The 16,184-nt window shown below is 49.6% G+C and carries 12 protein-coding genes, 1 tRNA gene, 2 rRNA genes and 1 pseudogene; 5 read left to right on the top strand and 11 right to left on the bottom strand.

The genetic code is table 11. The features are described 5' to 3' along the window. The first annotated feature begins 74 nt into the window (after positions 1–74). Positions 75–668, top strand: coding sequence for a hypothetical protein (locus GBV73_RS00375; protein ID WP_371716955.1), 594 nt, complete (start codon positions 75–77; stop codon positions 666–668). Here the strand turns inward: GBV73_RS00375 and GBV73_RS00380 are convergent, their stop codons facing one another. The 8 genes from GBV73_RS00380 to GBV73_RS00415 all read right to left on the bottom strand — a co-directional run bounded on the left by GBV73_RS00380 (position 669) and on the right by GBV73_RS00415 (position 9,058). Beyond that, positions 669–1,235 carry a DUF366 family protein gene (locus GBV73_RS00380; RefSeq protein WP_371716952.1) on the bottom strand — a complete coding sequence of 189 codons (567 nt, stop codon included), beginning with the start codon at positions 1,233–1,235 and terminating at the stop codon, positions 669–671. 1 nt (position 1,236) lies between these two features. Further along, entirely contained in the window at positions 1,237–1,713 is a 477-nt protein-coding gene (locus GBV73_RS00385; protein WP_152878711.1) for a magnesium-dependent phosphatase-1, read from the bottom strand. A 127-nt stretch (positions 1,714–1,840) separates the two neighbouring features. Continuing rightward, positions 1,841–4,870 (bottom strand): 23S ribosomal RNA (locus GBV73_RS00390). Positions 4,871–4,990: 120 nt separating this feature from the next. Next, a tRNA-Ala gene (locus GBV73_RS00395) sits at positions 4,991–5,067 on the bottom strand. Between the two features lie 53 nt (positions 5,068–5,120). Beyond that, a 16S ribosomal RNA gene (locus GBV73_RS00400) occupies positions 5,121–6,605 on the bottom strand. The 16S and 23S rRNA genes sit together here with 1 tRNA gene alongside, the layout of an rRNA operon. Before the next feature lie 505 nt (positions 6,606–7,110). Next, complete coding sequence (locus GBV73_RS00405; RefSeq protein ID WP_152878683.1) at positions 7,111–7,965, bottom strand: ribose-phosphate diphosphokinase; 855 nt, start codon at positions 7,963–7,965, stop codon at positions 7,111–7,113. Positions 7,966–8,009: 44 nt separating this feature from the next. Next, on the bottom strand, positions 8,010–8,708 hold the full coding sequence (locus GBV73_RS00410) for a DUF1614 domain-containing protein (RefSeq protein ID WP_371716953.1): 699 nt from the start codon (positions 8,706–8,708) through the stop codon (positions 8,010–8,012). Further along, on the bottom strand, positions 8,705–9,058 hold the full coding sequence (locus GBV73_RS00415) for an ASCH domain-containing protein (RefSeq protein ID WP_152878684.1): 354 nt from the start codon (positions 9,056–9,058) through the stop codon (positions 8,705–8,707). The genes GBV73_RS00410 and GBV73_RS00415 overlap by 4 nt, the downstream gene beginning before the upstream one ends. A 101-nt stretch (positions 9,059–9,159) precedes the next feature. Between GBV73_RS00415 and GBV73_RS00420 the strand changes: the two genes are divergently transcribed. After that, entirely contained in the window at positions 9,160–9,798 is a 639-nt protein-coding gene (locus tag GBV73_RS00420; RefSeq protein ID WP_152878685.1) for an MBL fold metallo-hydrolase, read from the top strand. Between the two features lie 11 nt (positions 9,799–9,809). Beyond that, positions 9,810–10,511, top strand: a complete 702-nt coding sequence (gene radB / locus GBV73_RS00425; protein ID WP_152878686.1) for a DNA repair and recombination protein RadB — start codon at positions 9,810–9,812, stop codon at positions 10,509–10,511. Here the strand turns inward: radB and GBV73_RS00430 are convergent. After that, positions 10,471–11,886: a ribonuclease E/G gene (locus GBV73_RS00430; protein WP_152878687.1), complete on the bottom strand. Its 1,416-nt coding sequence runs from the start codon at positions 11,884–11,886 to the stop codon at positions 10,471–10,473. The genes radB and GBV73_RS00430 overlap by 41 nt on opposite strands. Further along, positions 11,852–12,610 carry a hypothetical protein gene (locus tag GBV73_RS00435; protein WP_225807057.1) on the bottom strand — a complete coding sequence of 253 codons (759 nt, stop codon included), beginning with the start codon at positions 12,608–12,610 and terminating at the stop codon, positions 11,852–11,854. The genes GBV73_RS00430 and GBV73_RS00435 overlap by 35 nt, the downstream gene beginning before the upstream one ends. 128 nt (positions 12,611–12,738) lie before the next feature. Here GBV73_RS00435 and moaA point away from each other — a divergent pair, with 128 nt between their 5' ends. After that, entirely contained in the window at positions 12,739–13,662 is a 924-nt protein-coding gene (gene moaA, locus GBV73_RS00440) for a GTP 3',8-cyclase MoaA (RefSeq protein WP_152878688.1), read from the top strand. 42 nt (positions 13,663–13,704) lie between these two features. Further along, positions 13,705–14,714 (top strand): annotated as a pseudogene (locus GBV73_RS00445) (class I SAM-dependent methyltransferase). Here GBV73_RS00445 and GBV73_RS00450 read toward each other — a convergent pair. Then, complete coding sequence (locus tag GBV73_RS00450; protein WP_152878689.1) at positions 14,711–16,177, bottom strand: replication factor C large subunit; 1,467 nt, start codon at positions 16,175–16,177, stop codon at positions 14,711–14,713. The pseudogene GBV73_RS00445 and the gene GBV73_RS00450 overlap by 4 nt on opposite strands. Positions 16,178–16,184: the final 7 nt, after the last annotated feature.

Here is a 16,184-nt window from a genome sequence, read left to right on the forward strand (position 1 = left end):
TTCATGTTCCCCCTTCTTTTTCTGAAGTATTGCCAGTAACTTAAACCTGACACCCCACAGCTTATCCTAACAGTATCGCAGGCATTGCAGCAAGCATTATTATCCTCGCGATAAGACTCACAAAAAAGCTTGGAGGGGAATATGCTTGGATCAATAGAAAGATAATCCACTTCAGCATTACGCCTGCGGCAGTACTCTACTATTTTGAAAAAATTCCAAAAGAGGTCTTTGCCCCTGCAGCTTTTGCCTTTGCAGTGGTTCAGTTAATATTTCATCTAAAGAAGGAAAAGCTTTCTTGGTATCAGCTGGATAAGAACTACGGCGAGGTGTTCTTTGCCTTTTCTGCTTCTTTTGTGGTTGCTTTTCTTCCAAGAGAGTACGCAACAGCGGTGTTGCTTGTTATGGCTATAAGTGATGGTATTACCGGTATTCTGAGATTTTATTATTTCAAAAGAAACGGGCACAATGTGAAACTCAAAAAACACTGGAGCGGCAGCTTGGGATACTTCATAACAGCTCTTTTAATAGCGTTTGCAGTTCTCCCGGAAAGCTCATACGCAATAAAAATAGTATGGAGCGGAATACTAACACTGGCAGAGTATCAAAGGTTTCTAGACGATAACCTAGCCGTCCCCCTCGTGGCCACTTTTCTCTATCCGCTAGTTTAACTATTCGGCCCATCTTACTTTGAGGCTGTCTTTTTTCACTTTAACGAACTCTTCAACCAGGGCCTTTCCGCTCTTTTCCATAAACTCCTGAATATCAAGAATTCCAAGCTCTTCAAGCCCGATTGCATTAACGCCCTCTGGAATTCCCTTTGCCTCAACGTTTATCCCGATGTGTATCTTTATGCTAACCGGTGAAACAGTAGCTATTGAAATGCTAAGCTTCCTGCCATCAACGTAGATGTCATCCCCTTTCCGGGAGGTTTTTATGCCATATTCCCCCAGCAGCTCGCAAAGCTTTGCTATGAAGAGCTTTTGAAGAGCAGAAGCCAGGAGGACATTGGGAAAATCAAAGATTTCTGTTATATAGTGAACCATGTCATCGCTTTTAATTTCCTTCTTCTGCCTGAGGTCTTCAATATCAATCATTTCCTCAACTTTTACATCACATTTTCCCCTAAAGACCACAAGAGAATTCCCCAAAATCCCAAAGTTTCTGTAAGCCCAGTGACTTCTTATTGCCGAACCATCATAGTCTATACGTCTGTCTTTAATCACGAGGAGTTCCACTTCAATCACCTCGCTCAAGAAGTTCTCTTAATTCTTCAAATGACTTTGCATCGACCCACATCTGGATGAACTTAATATCGGGAAAGATAGTCCTAATATCATCGATATGTATAGCTCTATCGTCCACGTAGATTATTTCTTCAAGACTGTAACCTATTGAGGTTAGTTCTTCCACGGTTCGCTTTATCATATCAGCTTTGTTGGGATGCCCTTCAATTTTTGGAAACATGAAGTAATCCCAGAGACCAAAGCCTTCAAGAATTGGTCTAACTCTCTCTTCCAAGTTCCAGCTGGCTATCGTAAGGATAAAGTGTTCGCTGGCCCATTCAAGGAAATCCCTAACGCCTGGAAACAGATGGAGCTCCTTCTTATAGGCATCAATTAGCATATCCCCTTGGAACTTATAAGGTGGAACGAGCTGTGAAGCATCCTCATGATCCCATAGAGTACCATCTAAATCAAGCACTAACAATTTCAATTTTACCACCAGAAAGGACTCGAGAACACAGTTTTTGAATTTATCGATATTTCAGAAAACAGAGAAGGATTATCTTGAGGACCGTGCATAGGTGGATTTGGCCTATCAAATGCCCAGCCCCCTTTCGGGGGTAAGAACCTCGGGCTATTGGGAGCGGCAGACTAAACGGGTCGGTTTCCCTTCCCGCTTACATCCCCGCTCCATCAAACCCGTCTTCTACGGGTGCCCTCGTCCCTGGCAACGGGCCGGTCACCCGACCCCTTGCGCCAGGGAGTGGCCGCCTATTTTCGGGGACCGCTTCGGCCTTAGATGCCTTCAGGCCTTATCGGATACGGCGTAGCTGCCCGGCTATGCCCTGTAGGACAACCGGTAGACCAGAGGCCGCGGCACCCTGTTCCTCTCGTACTAAGGGCGCCTTCCCCTCAGGCGGCCAGCACCCCCGGTAGATAGCATCCGACCTGTCTCACGACGGTCTAAACCCAGCTCACGTTCCCCTTTAATGGGTGAACACCCCCACCCTTGGCCCCTGCTGCAGGGCCAGGATGGGAAGAGCCGACAGCGAGGTAGCAAGCCTCGGGGTCGATATGGGCTCTCGCCCGAGACGACTCTGTTATCCCCAGGGTAGCTTTTCTGTCATCCCTGGCCCCCACCGGGGAGGCACAGGGGTTCGCTAGGCCACGCTTTCGCGGCTGGACCCGCCTCTGTTACGGGTCCAGTCAGGCCGGCTTTTGCCCTTGCACTCTACGGCGGATTCCTGACCCGCCTGAGCCGACCTTAGGGCACCCCCGATACCTTTTCGGGGGTGTGCCGCCCCAGCCAAACTGCCCACCTACCGCTGTCCCCGCTTCCGCGGGTTAGCCATACGGCAAAGGGTGGGCGGTGTCTCATGGACGGCTCCACCCGGCCCGGAGACCGGGCTTCGACGCCTCCCGCCTACGCTGCGCACCCTCCGCCGTATGGCAACGGCAGGCTGCAGTAAAGCTCCATGGGGTCTTCGCTTCCCACCGGGGGTCCCTGGCATATGCGCCAGGCAGTGGTTTCGCCGGGCCCCAGCCGGGGACAGTGGGGACCTCGTTACGCCATTCATGCAGGTCGGCATTTAACCGACAAGGAATTTCGCTACCTTAAGAGGGTTATAGTTACCCCCGCCGTTTACCGGCGCTTCACCCGGTTGGACCCGGGCTTCACGTACCGGCACTGGGCAGGCGTCGGCCCCAGTACAAACCCTTTCGGGCTAGCTGGGACCTGTGTTTTTATTAAACAGTCGGGCCCCCCTAGTCACTGCGACCTGCGGTTTACACAACCGCAGGCACCCCTTCTCCCGAAGTTACGGGGCCAATTTGCCGAGTTCCCTCGGCTGGGTTTCCCCCGACACGCCTTAGGCTTCTCACCCAGGGGCACCAGTGTCGGTTCTCGGTACGGTCGCGGTGGATCGTTCCCAGAGGGCTTTTCACGGGCCCCAGGGATCGGCGGAACCCCCCTTACGGGAGGCCATTCGCGCTTTCACCCGGTTCTCGCCATTACGGCACTCCCCGGGCTTATACGCTTAGCCGGCCTTGTGGGCCGGTCCGCCTACCCCGAGGCGTCACCCTCTGGGCTTGCGTTGCCGCACCTACCACCGCGGTACGGGAATATAAACCCGTTTCCCTTTCGCCAGCACCGAGTTACGGGCTGGCTTAGGACCGACTAACCCACGGCTGACGAACATTGCCGTGGAACCCTGGCCCCTACGGCGGCCGGGATTCTCACCCGGCTATGCTGCTACTCCCGGCAGGATCCGCAATCCCGACGGGTCCACTGGACCTTACGGCCCAGCTTCTACCCCACCGGGACGCCCGCCTACCCGATCACGGACCAATCGGTCCGTGCGCCGGGGTCTCGGCGGCCGGCTTGAACCCCGTCCATTTTCGGGGCCCCTGACCTCGACGGGTGAGCTGTTACGCACTCTTTAAAGGATGGCTGCTTCTAAGCCTACCTCCCCGCTGTCTAAGGCCAGGGACACCCTTTGGAGTAATACTTAGCCGGCACTTTGGGGCCTTAACCCCGGTCTGGGTTGTTCCCCTCTCGGTGGACGGCTTACACCGCCACCCTACTCCCCCCATCTACGGCGGTAGTGGGTTCGGAGTTTGACAGGGTGCCGGAGGCTTTCGCCCCCTGCACACCCAATCAGTGCTCTACCCCACTACCTACCTCCGGGGAGGCTATCCTGCGGGATAATTCGGCGGGAACCAGCTATCTCCGGCCTCGATTGGCCTTTCACCCCTAGCCCGGGGTCACGGGAGCGAATTGCACGTCAGCACCCCTAGCGGGCCTCCATCCCTCTGTTGAGGGACTTCACCCTGCCCCGGGCTAGATCGACCGGTTTCGGGTCTCACGGCCGTGACTCCGGGCGCTTTCACACCCCGTCCCTCGGCGAAGCGCCTGCGGACCTGTCGGTTTCCCTACGGCTCCGGGGATTTCTCCCCTTAACCTCGCCACGGCCGTGAACTCCCTGCCCCGTGTTTCAAGACGGACGGTGCAACCCCGGTCCTCTTCCCTCGTACTCTCCCGTCGCCGGGATTTCCTTCGGGAAGACTCATTCCTTTCGGGCCGCACCCAACTATCGCCGCCTGGTTTCAGGCTCTTTTCACCCCCCTCCCGGGGTGCTTTTCAGCTTTCCCTCACGGTACTAGTTCGCTATCGGTCTCGGGACGTATTTAGGGTTGGGAGCCGATGCCTCCCAGCTTCCCGCCGGATATCCGACCGACGGTACTCAGGAACCCTGCAGGAGCCTTCGGGCTTACGCCTACGGGGCTATCACCCTCTTCGGCGCCGCGTTCCAGCGGACTTCGGCTTCACCCGAGAGGCTCCAGCGCAGGGCCCTACAACACCACATCCCCTGAGTGTTTCCACTCAGGGTTCAGTTTGCCCTGTGCCGTTTTCGGTCGCCCCTACTCACGGCATCGCTTTTGCTTTCTTTTCCTGCGGGTACTAAGATGTTTCAATTCCCCGCGTTCCCCCTCCCTGGTGGGAGTGCGGCAAAGCCGCGGGAAGTCCCATTCGGGAATCCCCGGCTCGACGGCTGCCTGCGCCTCACCGGGGCTTATCGCAGCTTGCCACGCCCTTCGTCGGCGCCCCGAGCCGAGCCATCCACCAGGCGGCTTAGGTTTCTTACCCCCTACTTGGGGGCTGGACATTTTTTGGGCCAAATCCACCTATGCACGGTCCTCATCGTGACCCCTGTTCGGGGCCTAGGACCCTTCCACCCCGAGCGTTGCTCGGGATGTGCACCTGTTCGTGGTGGACCGGCCGGGATTTGAACCCGGGGCCTCCGGCTTGCAAAGCCGGCGCTCTCCCAGGCTGAGCTACCGGCCCACGAAATGGCAGGCCCAACACCCCTTAAGCCCCCCGGATGGGTTTCCGGCGATAGGAGGTGATCGAGCCGTAGGTTCCCCTACGGCTACCTTGTTACGACTTCTCCCCCCTCACGGAGCCTGGACTCGACCCCGCCCAGAGGACGGAGCCTCATCCAGACCCCGCTCGGGTGGAGTGACGGGCGGTGTGTGCAAGGAGCAGGGACGTATTCGCCGCGCGATGATGACACGCGGGTACTAGGGATTCCAGCTTCACGCGGGCGAGTTGCAGCCCGCGATCCGAACTGGGGGCGGGTTTAGGGGATTCCCTTCCCCTTTCGGGGTCGGATCCCATTGTCCCGCCCATTGTAGCGCGCGTGTAGCCCGGGGGTTTCGGGGCATACTGACCTACCGTCGCCCGCTCCTTCCTCCGGCTTATCGCCGGCAGTCCCCCCAGAGTGCCCCCTTCCCAGCGGGAAGGGCTGGCAACTGGGGGCGCGGGTCTCGCTCGTTACCACACTTAAGTGGACGCCTCACGGTACGAGCTGACGGCGGCCATGCACCTCCTCTCGGCGTGTCCGGCAAGACCTTCAGCCTGGCCTTCATCCTGCCGTCGCCCCCGGTGAGGTTCCCGGCGTTGAATCCAATTAAACCGCACGCTCCACCCCTTGTAGTGCTCCCCCGCCAATTCCTTTAAGTTTCAGCCTTGCGGCCGTACTCCCCAGGCGGCGGGCTTAACGGCTTCCCTACGGCACCGGGCGAGCCCGAAGCTCACCCGACACCTAGCCCGCATCCTTTACAGCCAGGACTACCCGGGTATCTAATCCGGTTTGCTCCCCTGGCCTTCGTCCCTCACCGTCGGACCCGTTCCAGCGGGGCGCCTTCGCCACTGGCGGTCCCCCTGGGATTATAGGATTTCACCCCTACCCCAGGGGTACCCCCCGCCTCTCCCGGTCCCAAGGCCCGCAGTATCCCCAGCAAGCCCCACGGTTGAGCCGTGGGATTTCGCCAGGGACTTACGGGCCCGGCTACGGACGCTTTAGGCCCAATAATAGCGGCCACCACTCGGGCCGCCGGTATTACCGCGGCGGCTGCCACCGGCCTTGCCCAGCCCTTATTCCCGGAGCTTTTTACACTCCGGAAAAGCCGTGGCGATGCCACGGCACTCGGGGTCCCCCCGTCGCGGTTTCCCGCATTGCGGAGGTTTCGCGCCTGCTGCGCCCCGTAGGGCCTGGACCCGTGTCTCAGTGTCCATCTCCGGGCTCCTGCTCTCACAGCCCGTACCGATCTTCGGCTTGGTGGGCCGTTACCCCACCAACTACCTAATCGGCCGCCGGCCCATCCTCGGGCGGGCAGAGCCCCTTTCGGCCTGAGGACCTTCCAGTACCTCAGGCCTATGGGGGATTAGCCCCAGTTTCCCGGGGTTATCCCCCTCCCGAGGGTAGGTTACCGACGTGTTACTGAGCCGTCCGCCGGTGGTGTCCCAGAGGGACACCCCCTTGACTCGCATGGCTTAGTCGGACCCCGATAGCAGTGGCCTCCGGCAGGATCAACCGGAATTGCTATTAGGAGTACGGCCGGTGGGACTTCCCTCAAGGGGAAGTACCATAAAACCCATCCGGGGTTTGGTCGGGGTGTTGGGCCTGCCTTACCCCCGAGGGGTCCCCTTTCGGGTTTCCTCGGGAGCGCACCTTTTGTGACCCGGGCTGGAGGGCGGGGTTCATTGTGGGTGCTTTGCACCCTGTCCCCCCGACGCCGCCGTCTTGGCGCCCGGGTTTTGTCGCGCCCTGTTCGGGCGCTCCACCCTATAGGGCGAAACCCCCCCAATGAAAAATTTTTGCAAAGCCTTGAGAGCCCATATTTTTAGCAAAGAGGCTGTTAAAATCGAGTTTCATTATCACGGATTTTAAACATTTAAATGATAAAAAATAGACGATAAAAACAACAAACTATTTCTTAGTCGATTCTTAGTTGAAACCCATATCTGGACTTCACCAAAAACCAAGCATTATACCATGACTCAAGAGAAACCCCCAACCGAAATAAAAAGAAGGCATTAAAAACATTAAAGCCTCAAAATATCTTCCACAAGGCTTATTTTTGAAACTGGAGTAGGAATAGTATTTGTAACGGCAAGTTCATCAACTGCTTTGCTAACTCTCTCGATAGCTCCCTCAGCGAAGACCCCATGGGTTGCAGCAACAAATATTTTTCCAGCGCCCATCTCCCGTAGTATGTTAGCGGCCTTTACCATAGTGCCTCCAGTACTTATGATGTCATCCACTATGAGCACGTTTTTCCCACTCACATCAACTTCCACCGGGGTCATCTGAACTTCAGTTGGAGAGATGCGCTTCTTCTCGAAGTAGCTGAACTCTAAATTGAGAAGCTCCGCAACAGCTTTTGCCCTCGCTAATGCACCTTTATCGGGAGCTAAAACTAACCCTTCACCAAGCTTTTCCCTGAAGTACTCGGCTATGGCTCTGGCAGGGCTTAAGTTAACTGCCCTCCCCGGGAAGTATTCCAGAGTTTTTGGATTGTGAAGGTCAAAGACGTAAAGCTCATCGTAATAGAGACCCAGAGCCTTCATAACTGCTCTAACGCTTATCGGTTCTCCTTCTTTGGTAACTCTGTCCTGCCTTGAATAAGCCAGATATGGTACCACTGCCTTAAGATGCTCAAACCCCCTCTCTCTAAGCGCATCCCCTAGGAGGAGAAGCTCAATAAGGTGCTCATCCTGAGGATTAAAAGTAGACTGAACAACAACAGCTTCTTTTCCATCTCCAAGGACTCTGACGTACTTTTCTCCGTCGGGGAACTTCTTTATCTCAACGTCTAAAACTTCCTTGTTGTATTCGCCTGCCTTCATCTTAACTTCTTCAGCCATGTGATAAGCTCCACTTCCCAGCACTATTTTCATCACAATCACCCCAGAGAAAATAGGTTTAGCGTTTAATACCTTTTTCATACCAGCAAAACTGCAATAACTCCGGCAAGAAAAATGCCATCGAAGGTGCCAGCACCGCCTATGCTGACCATTGGAGCTCCAAGATCTTTAAACTTGTCCCAATTTAACAGATCGGCCCCTATTAAAACGCCAAGTGTGCCGCTGGTATATGCTACCAAAGGCCTGTTCGGGGCACCTATGGTAATTGCAAGGAGGGCAGCAACCAATGGAGGAACAAAAGTTGGGATTGCTATCCCCAGCCCTTTCACAGGTCTTGAAAAGGCTTTGCTAATTATCGCTGAGATAAGAACAGCAACTACCACCCTAATCAAAAGGTCACTTTGTCCGAGAATTATGAGCCTCAATACCTCATAGAGAACCACACTTAGGGGAACAAGAGCACCCCCAACATTAACACTGACTACTGTTTTTTGCTCACCCCAGTCAATGTAAGGAACGGGGTACGTGATGCCAAAAAACGACACTTTGGCAACCCTTACAATCGGTCCGTAACTTCTGATCTCCTTAACCGGAATGTTGATGAAGCTTCCTATTAATGACGCCCAAAACAGAGTAAAAGCAACTGGAAGAGGAAGCCCCAGCTTCTGAAATGCCAGCGTTATGGTACTCGCAAAGAGTATGAAAATGATTGGCAACAAGAGAATCAGAAGAATCAAGAAAGGCAAGGTCAGAGGTAGAAAAAAGTATCTCCTCACTCCTTGAACCCCCTGATATTAACCCATATTTGAGCACCTTTCGGCATTATAACCTCCAAAGGCTTGTCAAATTTTACTGGGTTTTTGAAAACCCACGCATAGAGCTTCTTGCCATTTGAGTATTCCTTCAAGAACTCATATTCTGCTAAATGCTTTTCTTTATGCGCTTTTAGTTCCTCGGGTGTGAAAGGCCCCAGAACGTCCACAAGTTCAGCTTTTCCTATTGCAAAGCCCTTGTTTATGATGTAAACTTCTCCCCTAATCTTGGTAGAGCTCTTCCTAATTTCCCATATCTTCCTTCCTTCCACAATCCAAGAAGCAAATGGTTCTTTGACTATTAATCCCCTCATATGCCTTCAAATCGAAATAATGATAATCCCTTTATAAAACCAACGTTTGATGGGAAAGATTTAAGTGGAGTTTCAGTCTATTATTCTCGGAGGCTACGCCTATGAAGATTATCTGGTATGGTCATGCGTGTTTTTGGATTGAAATAAATGGCGTGAAAATTCTGATAGACCCCTACGAAGACGTCAACGATGATGCCATAGATGGCATCGATTACATACTGGTTACCCATGAACACATAGACCACTACGGCAAAACACCCCTTCTGGCGAGACTTAGAGATGCAACCGTCATAGGGCCAAAACCCGTGTACCTAATGGCAATAAGTGATGGGATAACCAAAGTAATGGAGATCGAAGGGGGACAGGAAATAGAGCTCAAGAACGGGGTTAAAGTAAAGGCAGTATTTGTGGAGCACCCTTCAAGCCAGTACCCAGTGGGATACATCATATCCAACGGGCAAAAGACACTCTTCCATCCCGGGGATACATACTACAGTCCAGTCTTCAAGAACTTCAGGGGAGCAATAGACATCCTTTTCGTGCCAATAAGCGGAAGGTCAACTGCGAACCCGAGGGAAGCAGCAAACATAATTGAAGTGATCCGGCCAAAAATAGTAGTACCAATGCACTACGGCGTTTACAGTGAGGGAGATGTCGAAGAGTTCATTAAAGAGCTTAGAGAGAGAAGAATATGGGTTCTGATAAAAGTCCCGGAAGTTGGAAAGCCTCTTGAGGTATAGCGGTGTGTCTAATGCTAACCACCGGCAGTAAAAGCTTAGACGAGCTCTTGGGCGGCGGAATAGGCAGGGGGACATTAACCCAGATATACGGCGCTTTTGCTACTGGAAAGACCACCCTAGCAATGCAGGTGGGTATTTTAAATGAAGGAAAAGTGGGTTATATAGATACTGAGGGAGGATTTTCTCCCGAGAGATTAGCCGCAATGGCCAAGGCAAGGGGGCTGGATGAGGAGAGAGTGCTCCAGAAGTTTCTCGTGTTTGAGCCTTTTGACTTCAAAGAGCAAAAGAGAACTATTTCAGGTCTCAAAAAGATCGTAAATGAAAAATTTTCTCTGATTGTTGTTGATTCAATAACCAACCACTACAGGATAGAGGAAAACAAAAGTGCACTAACTACTGACTTAGGAAAGCAGCTTCAGATTCTGCTGTGGCTTGCAAGAAAATACAACCTGGGAGTTATTGTTGTAAATCAGGTTTACCTTGACTCAAAGCATAACACTCTAAAGCCGATAGCAGAGCACACCTTAGGATACAAGTGCAAGGACATCCTCCGATTGGAAAAGCTAAGGGACGGCTTCAGAATTGCAGTTTTAGAAAGACACAGGTTCAGGCCGGAAGGGGGCATCGTTTATTTCAAAATAACGGATAAAGGAATAGAAGATGTGGAAAAAACTAAATCTTTTCAAAGAGCTCCTGAGTCAGTCTTACTATAGCCTTGTACAGCTTCTCACTTATAACGCCATCCTCGTAGTGTCTCTTAAGTTCTTCTTTGTCTATAATCTCTTTCTTTCCGTCAGGCCACTTCACGATATCAACTTCTAAGTCAACGTACCTTGCTTTGTCCGGGTATATCTCAACCGGGGTGCAGATGTTGTAGTATTCTCCCTTTAGGTTGCCATCTCTGTCATAATAGCTGTGCTTAAACCACCATTTTCCTTCCTCAATCTCAGTTATTGCGTAGTCTCCAGCTTCTATTGGTAAGTCCAGGCCGTCATAGAATTTACCGGGCTTTAGGTTTCTCCTCACCTTGAGCCTCAGGGGATTTAGAGAAACCTCGACGACTTCCCCTGGCCCTATTTTGATTATTTGACCATCTGGCTTTACGTGCTCAAATCTGAAAAGCCATCCCTGTTTTGGACCTTTGTTATTGACTACCGCCTCTAAGAAGCCTTCACTAACCTTTTTCCTCTGGGAAGGAATCTTACTTAGGATACCCTCCCCAATTTCAACAGCAAATCCAAACTCGGGATCATATGCCTTAAACTTGTGATGCCCCTCTATTGTTGGAATTACAGTGTTCCTTATGTCATCAAGCTTTGCCTTCGTTGCACCTCCGAATTCCACCTCGTAGATGTCCCTACCCTCAACTATCTGAGCAGGGGCGGAGTATTTTTCTGCCTCTTTCAGCTTTTCAGCGATCTTCGAAAGCTTTATTAGCTCATCCCTAAGGAGGTTCCAATCCTTATATGCGGCTGCCGTTCTCCACAAAACTCCCCATTCACCCAGGTCAACGCTTAATCCGAGTATCCTAAGCCTTTCCCTCTCAGATTGATCCCTTATTTTTCTGGATATTTTTACATGTCTCTGGGTTCCAACGGGTTTTGGAATAAGCACTGCGTAGTCACCGGGTATGGTTAGCAAGACGCTCAGATGTGGGAGGAGGTTGTTTTTCTTGACCTGAACAAGCACTTCATCCCCTTCAACTGCATCAGGGAACTCTTCTATTAGTAAGGTCCCAATAGCATTTCCTATGTCCACATAGACGTATCTTTCGTCCTTTTTGATAACGATTCCCTTATATATGCCGTAAAGCTGGTAAGGCATCTTTCTAAAGAAAACATCTAAAAACTTCTCCTCAAAAACTCTTTTGACTTCTTCGACTTTTTCTCCAACCAGTACCACACCATGGGAGTCTTTTTTGTCTTGAATATCTACATCGAACTCGTCGTAGACCTTTTCAATTCCCAGTCTTTCAGCGATCTTCTGGCTTGGCTGGCTTATCTTAAAGCCCTCGTCAAGGAGCAGTTTCGTCAGAGCCGTGCTGTATATCCCTCTAACCCTCACCGAAACCTCTGAGTTTGTAGACATATTCACCACCTCTTTCCCGTTTTTCCACAACACCAATGAGCGTTAATCCTTCCAGGATTTTAGCAACATGCTCTCTCTCAACACCGCTGTTATTTTCTACATTTCTCACTTCAACCCACATGAGGCCCTTTGAATGCCAGTCTCTCAGAGCTTCCTCAACTTTATGCACCCATGACGGCCTGGTGTAGAGATAATATATGAACGAGATTAAGAGCTCAAGTTTTTTATCAAGATTCTCTATCTTTTTTATCTTGTCAGCAATGTTAGCTGGTGGTAGTTTCCCCTCCTCACTTATAAATATAAGCCCCTCAATGTCTCCAGTTAGCTTTTGAATTGCCCGGGTAATCGAGTAGTCATACACCCGATAAAACTGTAACAGCCTTTGGAGAGATGCGTTTATTTTGGCTTTTTCAGTAAAGCTCATTTTTGGAGTCTCGACTAAAAGAAGAAGCTCCTCCAGTAAAAACTTCATCTGATGTTCATTTTTTTGGAGCTCTTTTACGAACCCTTCAAAGTCCCCTCCCAGAAGAGAAGATGCCTTCCCTATTTGAGATGCAACATCAAATTTTTTATCAATGATACCATAAAGTTCGGACAATACCTCTCTCAACTCCCCAAAATCGCCTGATGAAGAAAGTGAATAAACGCGAAGAAAGCCTTTCTGAAACTCCTTGTGGAGAGCTTGAGCTTCTTTAACAAGGTCGCGAATTTTATTTATATCCACATTTATTCACCCAAGAGTATATACTCCCTCATTGTTCTTTTACTTTTCGCAGCTTGTATCGTTAACATAACTGTTTACCCAAAATCTTTTTTTAAAGTAGTGGTGTTTTAAGTAATAGAGGGGAGCGCATGGTTTTAGTGGATCGCTTTGGAAGACCGGTGACAAATCTGAGAATTTCTCTCACAAATGAGTGCAACTTAAACTGCTTCTACTGCCACAGAGAGGGGCAAACCCTCAGCTTCCAAGGGATGAAACCAGAAGAAATAGAAAGGATAGTCAGAATAGCGTCCCAGCTTGGCATAAAAAAGGTCAAGTTAACCGGAGGGGAACCGACTATTAGAAAAGATATCGTTGAGATAGTGAGGAGAATACGGCCTTACGTTGAAGACCTATCTATGACCACCAACGGAACAACAATGAAGCTACTAGGGGGATCATTAAAAGAAGCTGGACTCGATAGGGTAAACATAAGTCTCGATACTCTTGACAGGAAAAAATATAAAGCAATTACTGGATTTGACGTGCTTCCTCAGGTTCTTGAAGGAATCGAGAAAGCCGTCAAGCTCTTCTATCCAGTTAAGCTTAACATGGTTGTCATGAAAGGTCTCAACGATGGGGAAATATGGGATATGATAAACTACGCTGCCCAGAAAAACACCATTCTTCAGCTAATTGAAATCGAAGTCCCAAGGGAGATGGAGGACTCATGGTTTTTCAAAAAGTATTTTTATCCGCTAAAACCTCTGGAAGAGAAATTTGAGGAGATCGCGGTGGATGTAAAGGAGAGAAGAATGCACAGGAGAAAGAAATACTTTATTCCCACAGACTACGGCATCGCCGAGGTTGAGGTCGTTAGGTCGATGCACAATACAATTTTCTGCGCAAACTGTACAAGAATAAGGCTCACTTCAACGGGCCATTTAAAGACCTGCCTCTTGAGAAGAGACGACCTTGTAGATATTATAACCCCCTTAAGGAGCGGCGCTTCCGATGAGGAACTTATTGGAATTTTTAAAAAGGCCGTTCTCATGCGGGAGCCCTACTGGAGATAAAAGCATTTAAATACTATAGTTGGGATAGTTAGGGAGAGAACCATGCCAGCAGTGAAAGTAAAGAAGAGCGAGGCAGAGCAGGCAAAGAAGGTTCTTAAGCGGGCCGGAATTTATGATGGAAAGCGAAGACCTAAAAGAGACGGGGAAGATATTCTCCTGCCCATAACAGACTCAAAAAAAGTCCAAAATCTTGGATTTGAGGTTGTGGATATTGAGCTCCCTCTCAGACCAGAAAGGCAGATTTACAAAAACCTTGAGAGCATCTTGAAGGATAAATTTACGAAAGAGGAGCTGGAGTTTCTCAGGCGCTACGACGTCATAGGAGACATAGCCATAATTCAAATCCCGCCAGAAATAGAGCACAGAGAAAAAGAGATAGTTGATGCCCTCCTCAAAGTACATCCTTTTCTCAAGGTGATAGCAAAAAAGGGATTCCACAAAGGTGTTTTCAGAGTAAGGGACTACACGATCATATGGGGAGAGAACAGGCTGACAACTGTGCACAAAGAGAACGGCGTGGAGATTAAGGTCGATCTAAGCAAAGTGTTTTTCAACCCCAGAATGAAGGGGGAAAGGTACAGGTTGGCTCAGCTTGTAAAAGATGGAGAAAGAATCCTCCTAATGTTTGCCGGGATTCTGCCGTATGCCCTTGTAATTGCCAGATACAAAGCTGCGGAAATAACCGCTGTGGAGCTAAACAAAGATGCCGTGAGGCTAGGCCTTGAAAACATAGAACTCAACAAAAAAATCTCAAAGGCAGCATAAGGGTCATACAGGGAGATGTATTTGATGCCGTACCTAAACTTGGGACTTTTGACAGAGTTATAAGCCCTACTCCGAAAGGCGTTGATGCCCTCCGCTTGGCACTTGAAAAATCTGAAAAGTGGGTTCATTACTACGATTTCGTTCACGAGGACAAAATAGAGGAGTTTAAGAGGAGAATTATCTCCGAGTGCAGAGAGCTCGGAAAAGAATGCAATGTGAAAATAAAGAAAGTTTCAGACTTTAAGCCGCATGTTTTCAAAGTCTGTGCAGACATCGAGCTCCTTTAAGTCTTCTTCAAGAAATCAAATAGGGTAGCCTGCTTGGCTTTCTTCTCCTTTTCTTTCTTTGCTGGCTGTTCTTCCTTCTCTTCAACTTCTTTAATTCCAACTTCCTCTAGCTCTTCTCCAGACTCCTCGGGTATTTCCTCCTCTTCCTCCTCAATTGCCTTTTCTTCAACTTCTTCTTCCTTAATGGTCTCAATTCTCACTTCAAGTTCACTTTTAGTTTCTTTCAGCTTTCTGTGAATAGCCAGCATCTTACCTTTGATCTTTGCAGCTTTCTCCTTGTCCTCTGTAAGGAGCTCAATCTCCTTATCCCCTAAGTCGAGAAAAACTGCTATATGAGCTGCAACATCCGGGTTGTTGGCAAATATTGCCTTGAAGATCTGCATTGTTTCAATTGCCTCAAGCTTGCTCATGTGCATCTCTGTCATTATCTTCTTCACTATGGAATCCCTAATAGAGCGCTCCTCCTTGGTATCTCTGAGCATTCTAAGAGTTTTTGGAGGATAAAAGCGCAAAAATCCTTTTTTCTTTACTCCCGCAACAGCAACTCCAGCAGTCATCATGTCAATTGCATACTTCCATAAGCCATAGTTCCCCGTCCTTGTTGCCCTTCCGAGGTATATATCAGCCCTGCTTATGGCATCGTAAGCCTTCGCAATATCTTCCGGCTTATAGTATACGTATGGAATGTTTTCTTCAATCCAGAGAAGAACCTCATCCGGAGTATTGTCGACGTTCATGAGAGCCATTCTTGCCCTTTTTGCATTATCTGTAGCAAATATCGTGCCCAGAGCTTCAAAAATCGACTTTTCAACGTCCCTGTATGCCAGAACAAGCTCGGCATCCTCAATGCCACCGCTTACAAGATTTTGAAGGTCATTTATCGCCGCTCTTAAATCTCCTCTGGCCCTTTTTGCAATCTCCTCAAGCACTTCCTTGGGGACAAATATGCCTTCTGCTTTTACAATCCTTAGGAGGGCTTTCAAAATGTCCCTCTGAGTTAGACGCTTATACTCCACTATCTCCGCCTTCCCCCTTATCTCTGCCGGCACTTCCCAGTATTTGTTGGCTGACATTATTATGGGGTTCTTTGCCCTGTCTATGAGCTTCGCTATCTCCTTTGCCCCAGAAGGTTCTATGTTATCAGCTTCATCAAGAAAAATCAGCTTTCTCTTCTTTCCAAAGATATCCATCGTATAAGCTGCATTAAGATAGCGCTCTATTTTGCCAAAAGTTCTTTCATCACTTGCGTTAAGCTCAATTACTTCAAACTTATACTCATTAGCCAAAGCATAAACGGTCGTGGTTTTTCCACTACCCGGAGGACCAGCAAGGAGGAGGGCTTTTTTCTTAGGGGCCCCATGGAGCCAGCTTTCAATCCATGCTTTAACTTTCTCCAACGCCTTCTCTTGATTTACTATATCCGCGAGCCTTCTTGGCCTATACTTTTCAACCCACGGCAGCATTTGGGCT

Origin of the sequence: Thermococcus sp. 101 C5, from assembly GCF_009372125.1 — an archaeon.
Classification (GTDB): Archaea; Methanobacteriota_B; Thermococci; order Thermococcales; family Thermococcaceae; genus Thermococcus_A; species Thermococcus_A bergensis.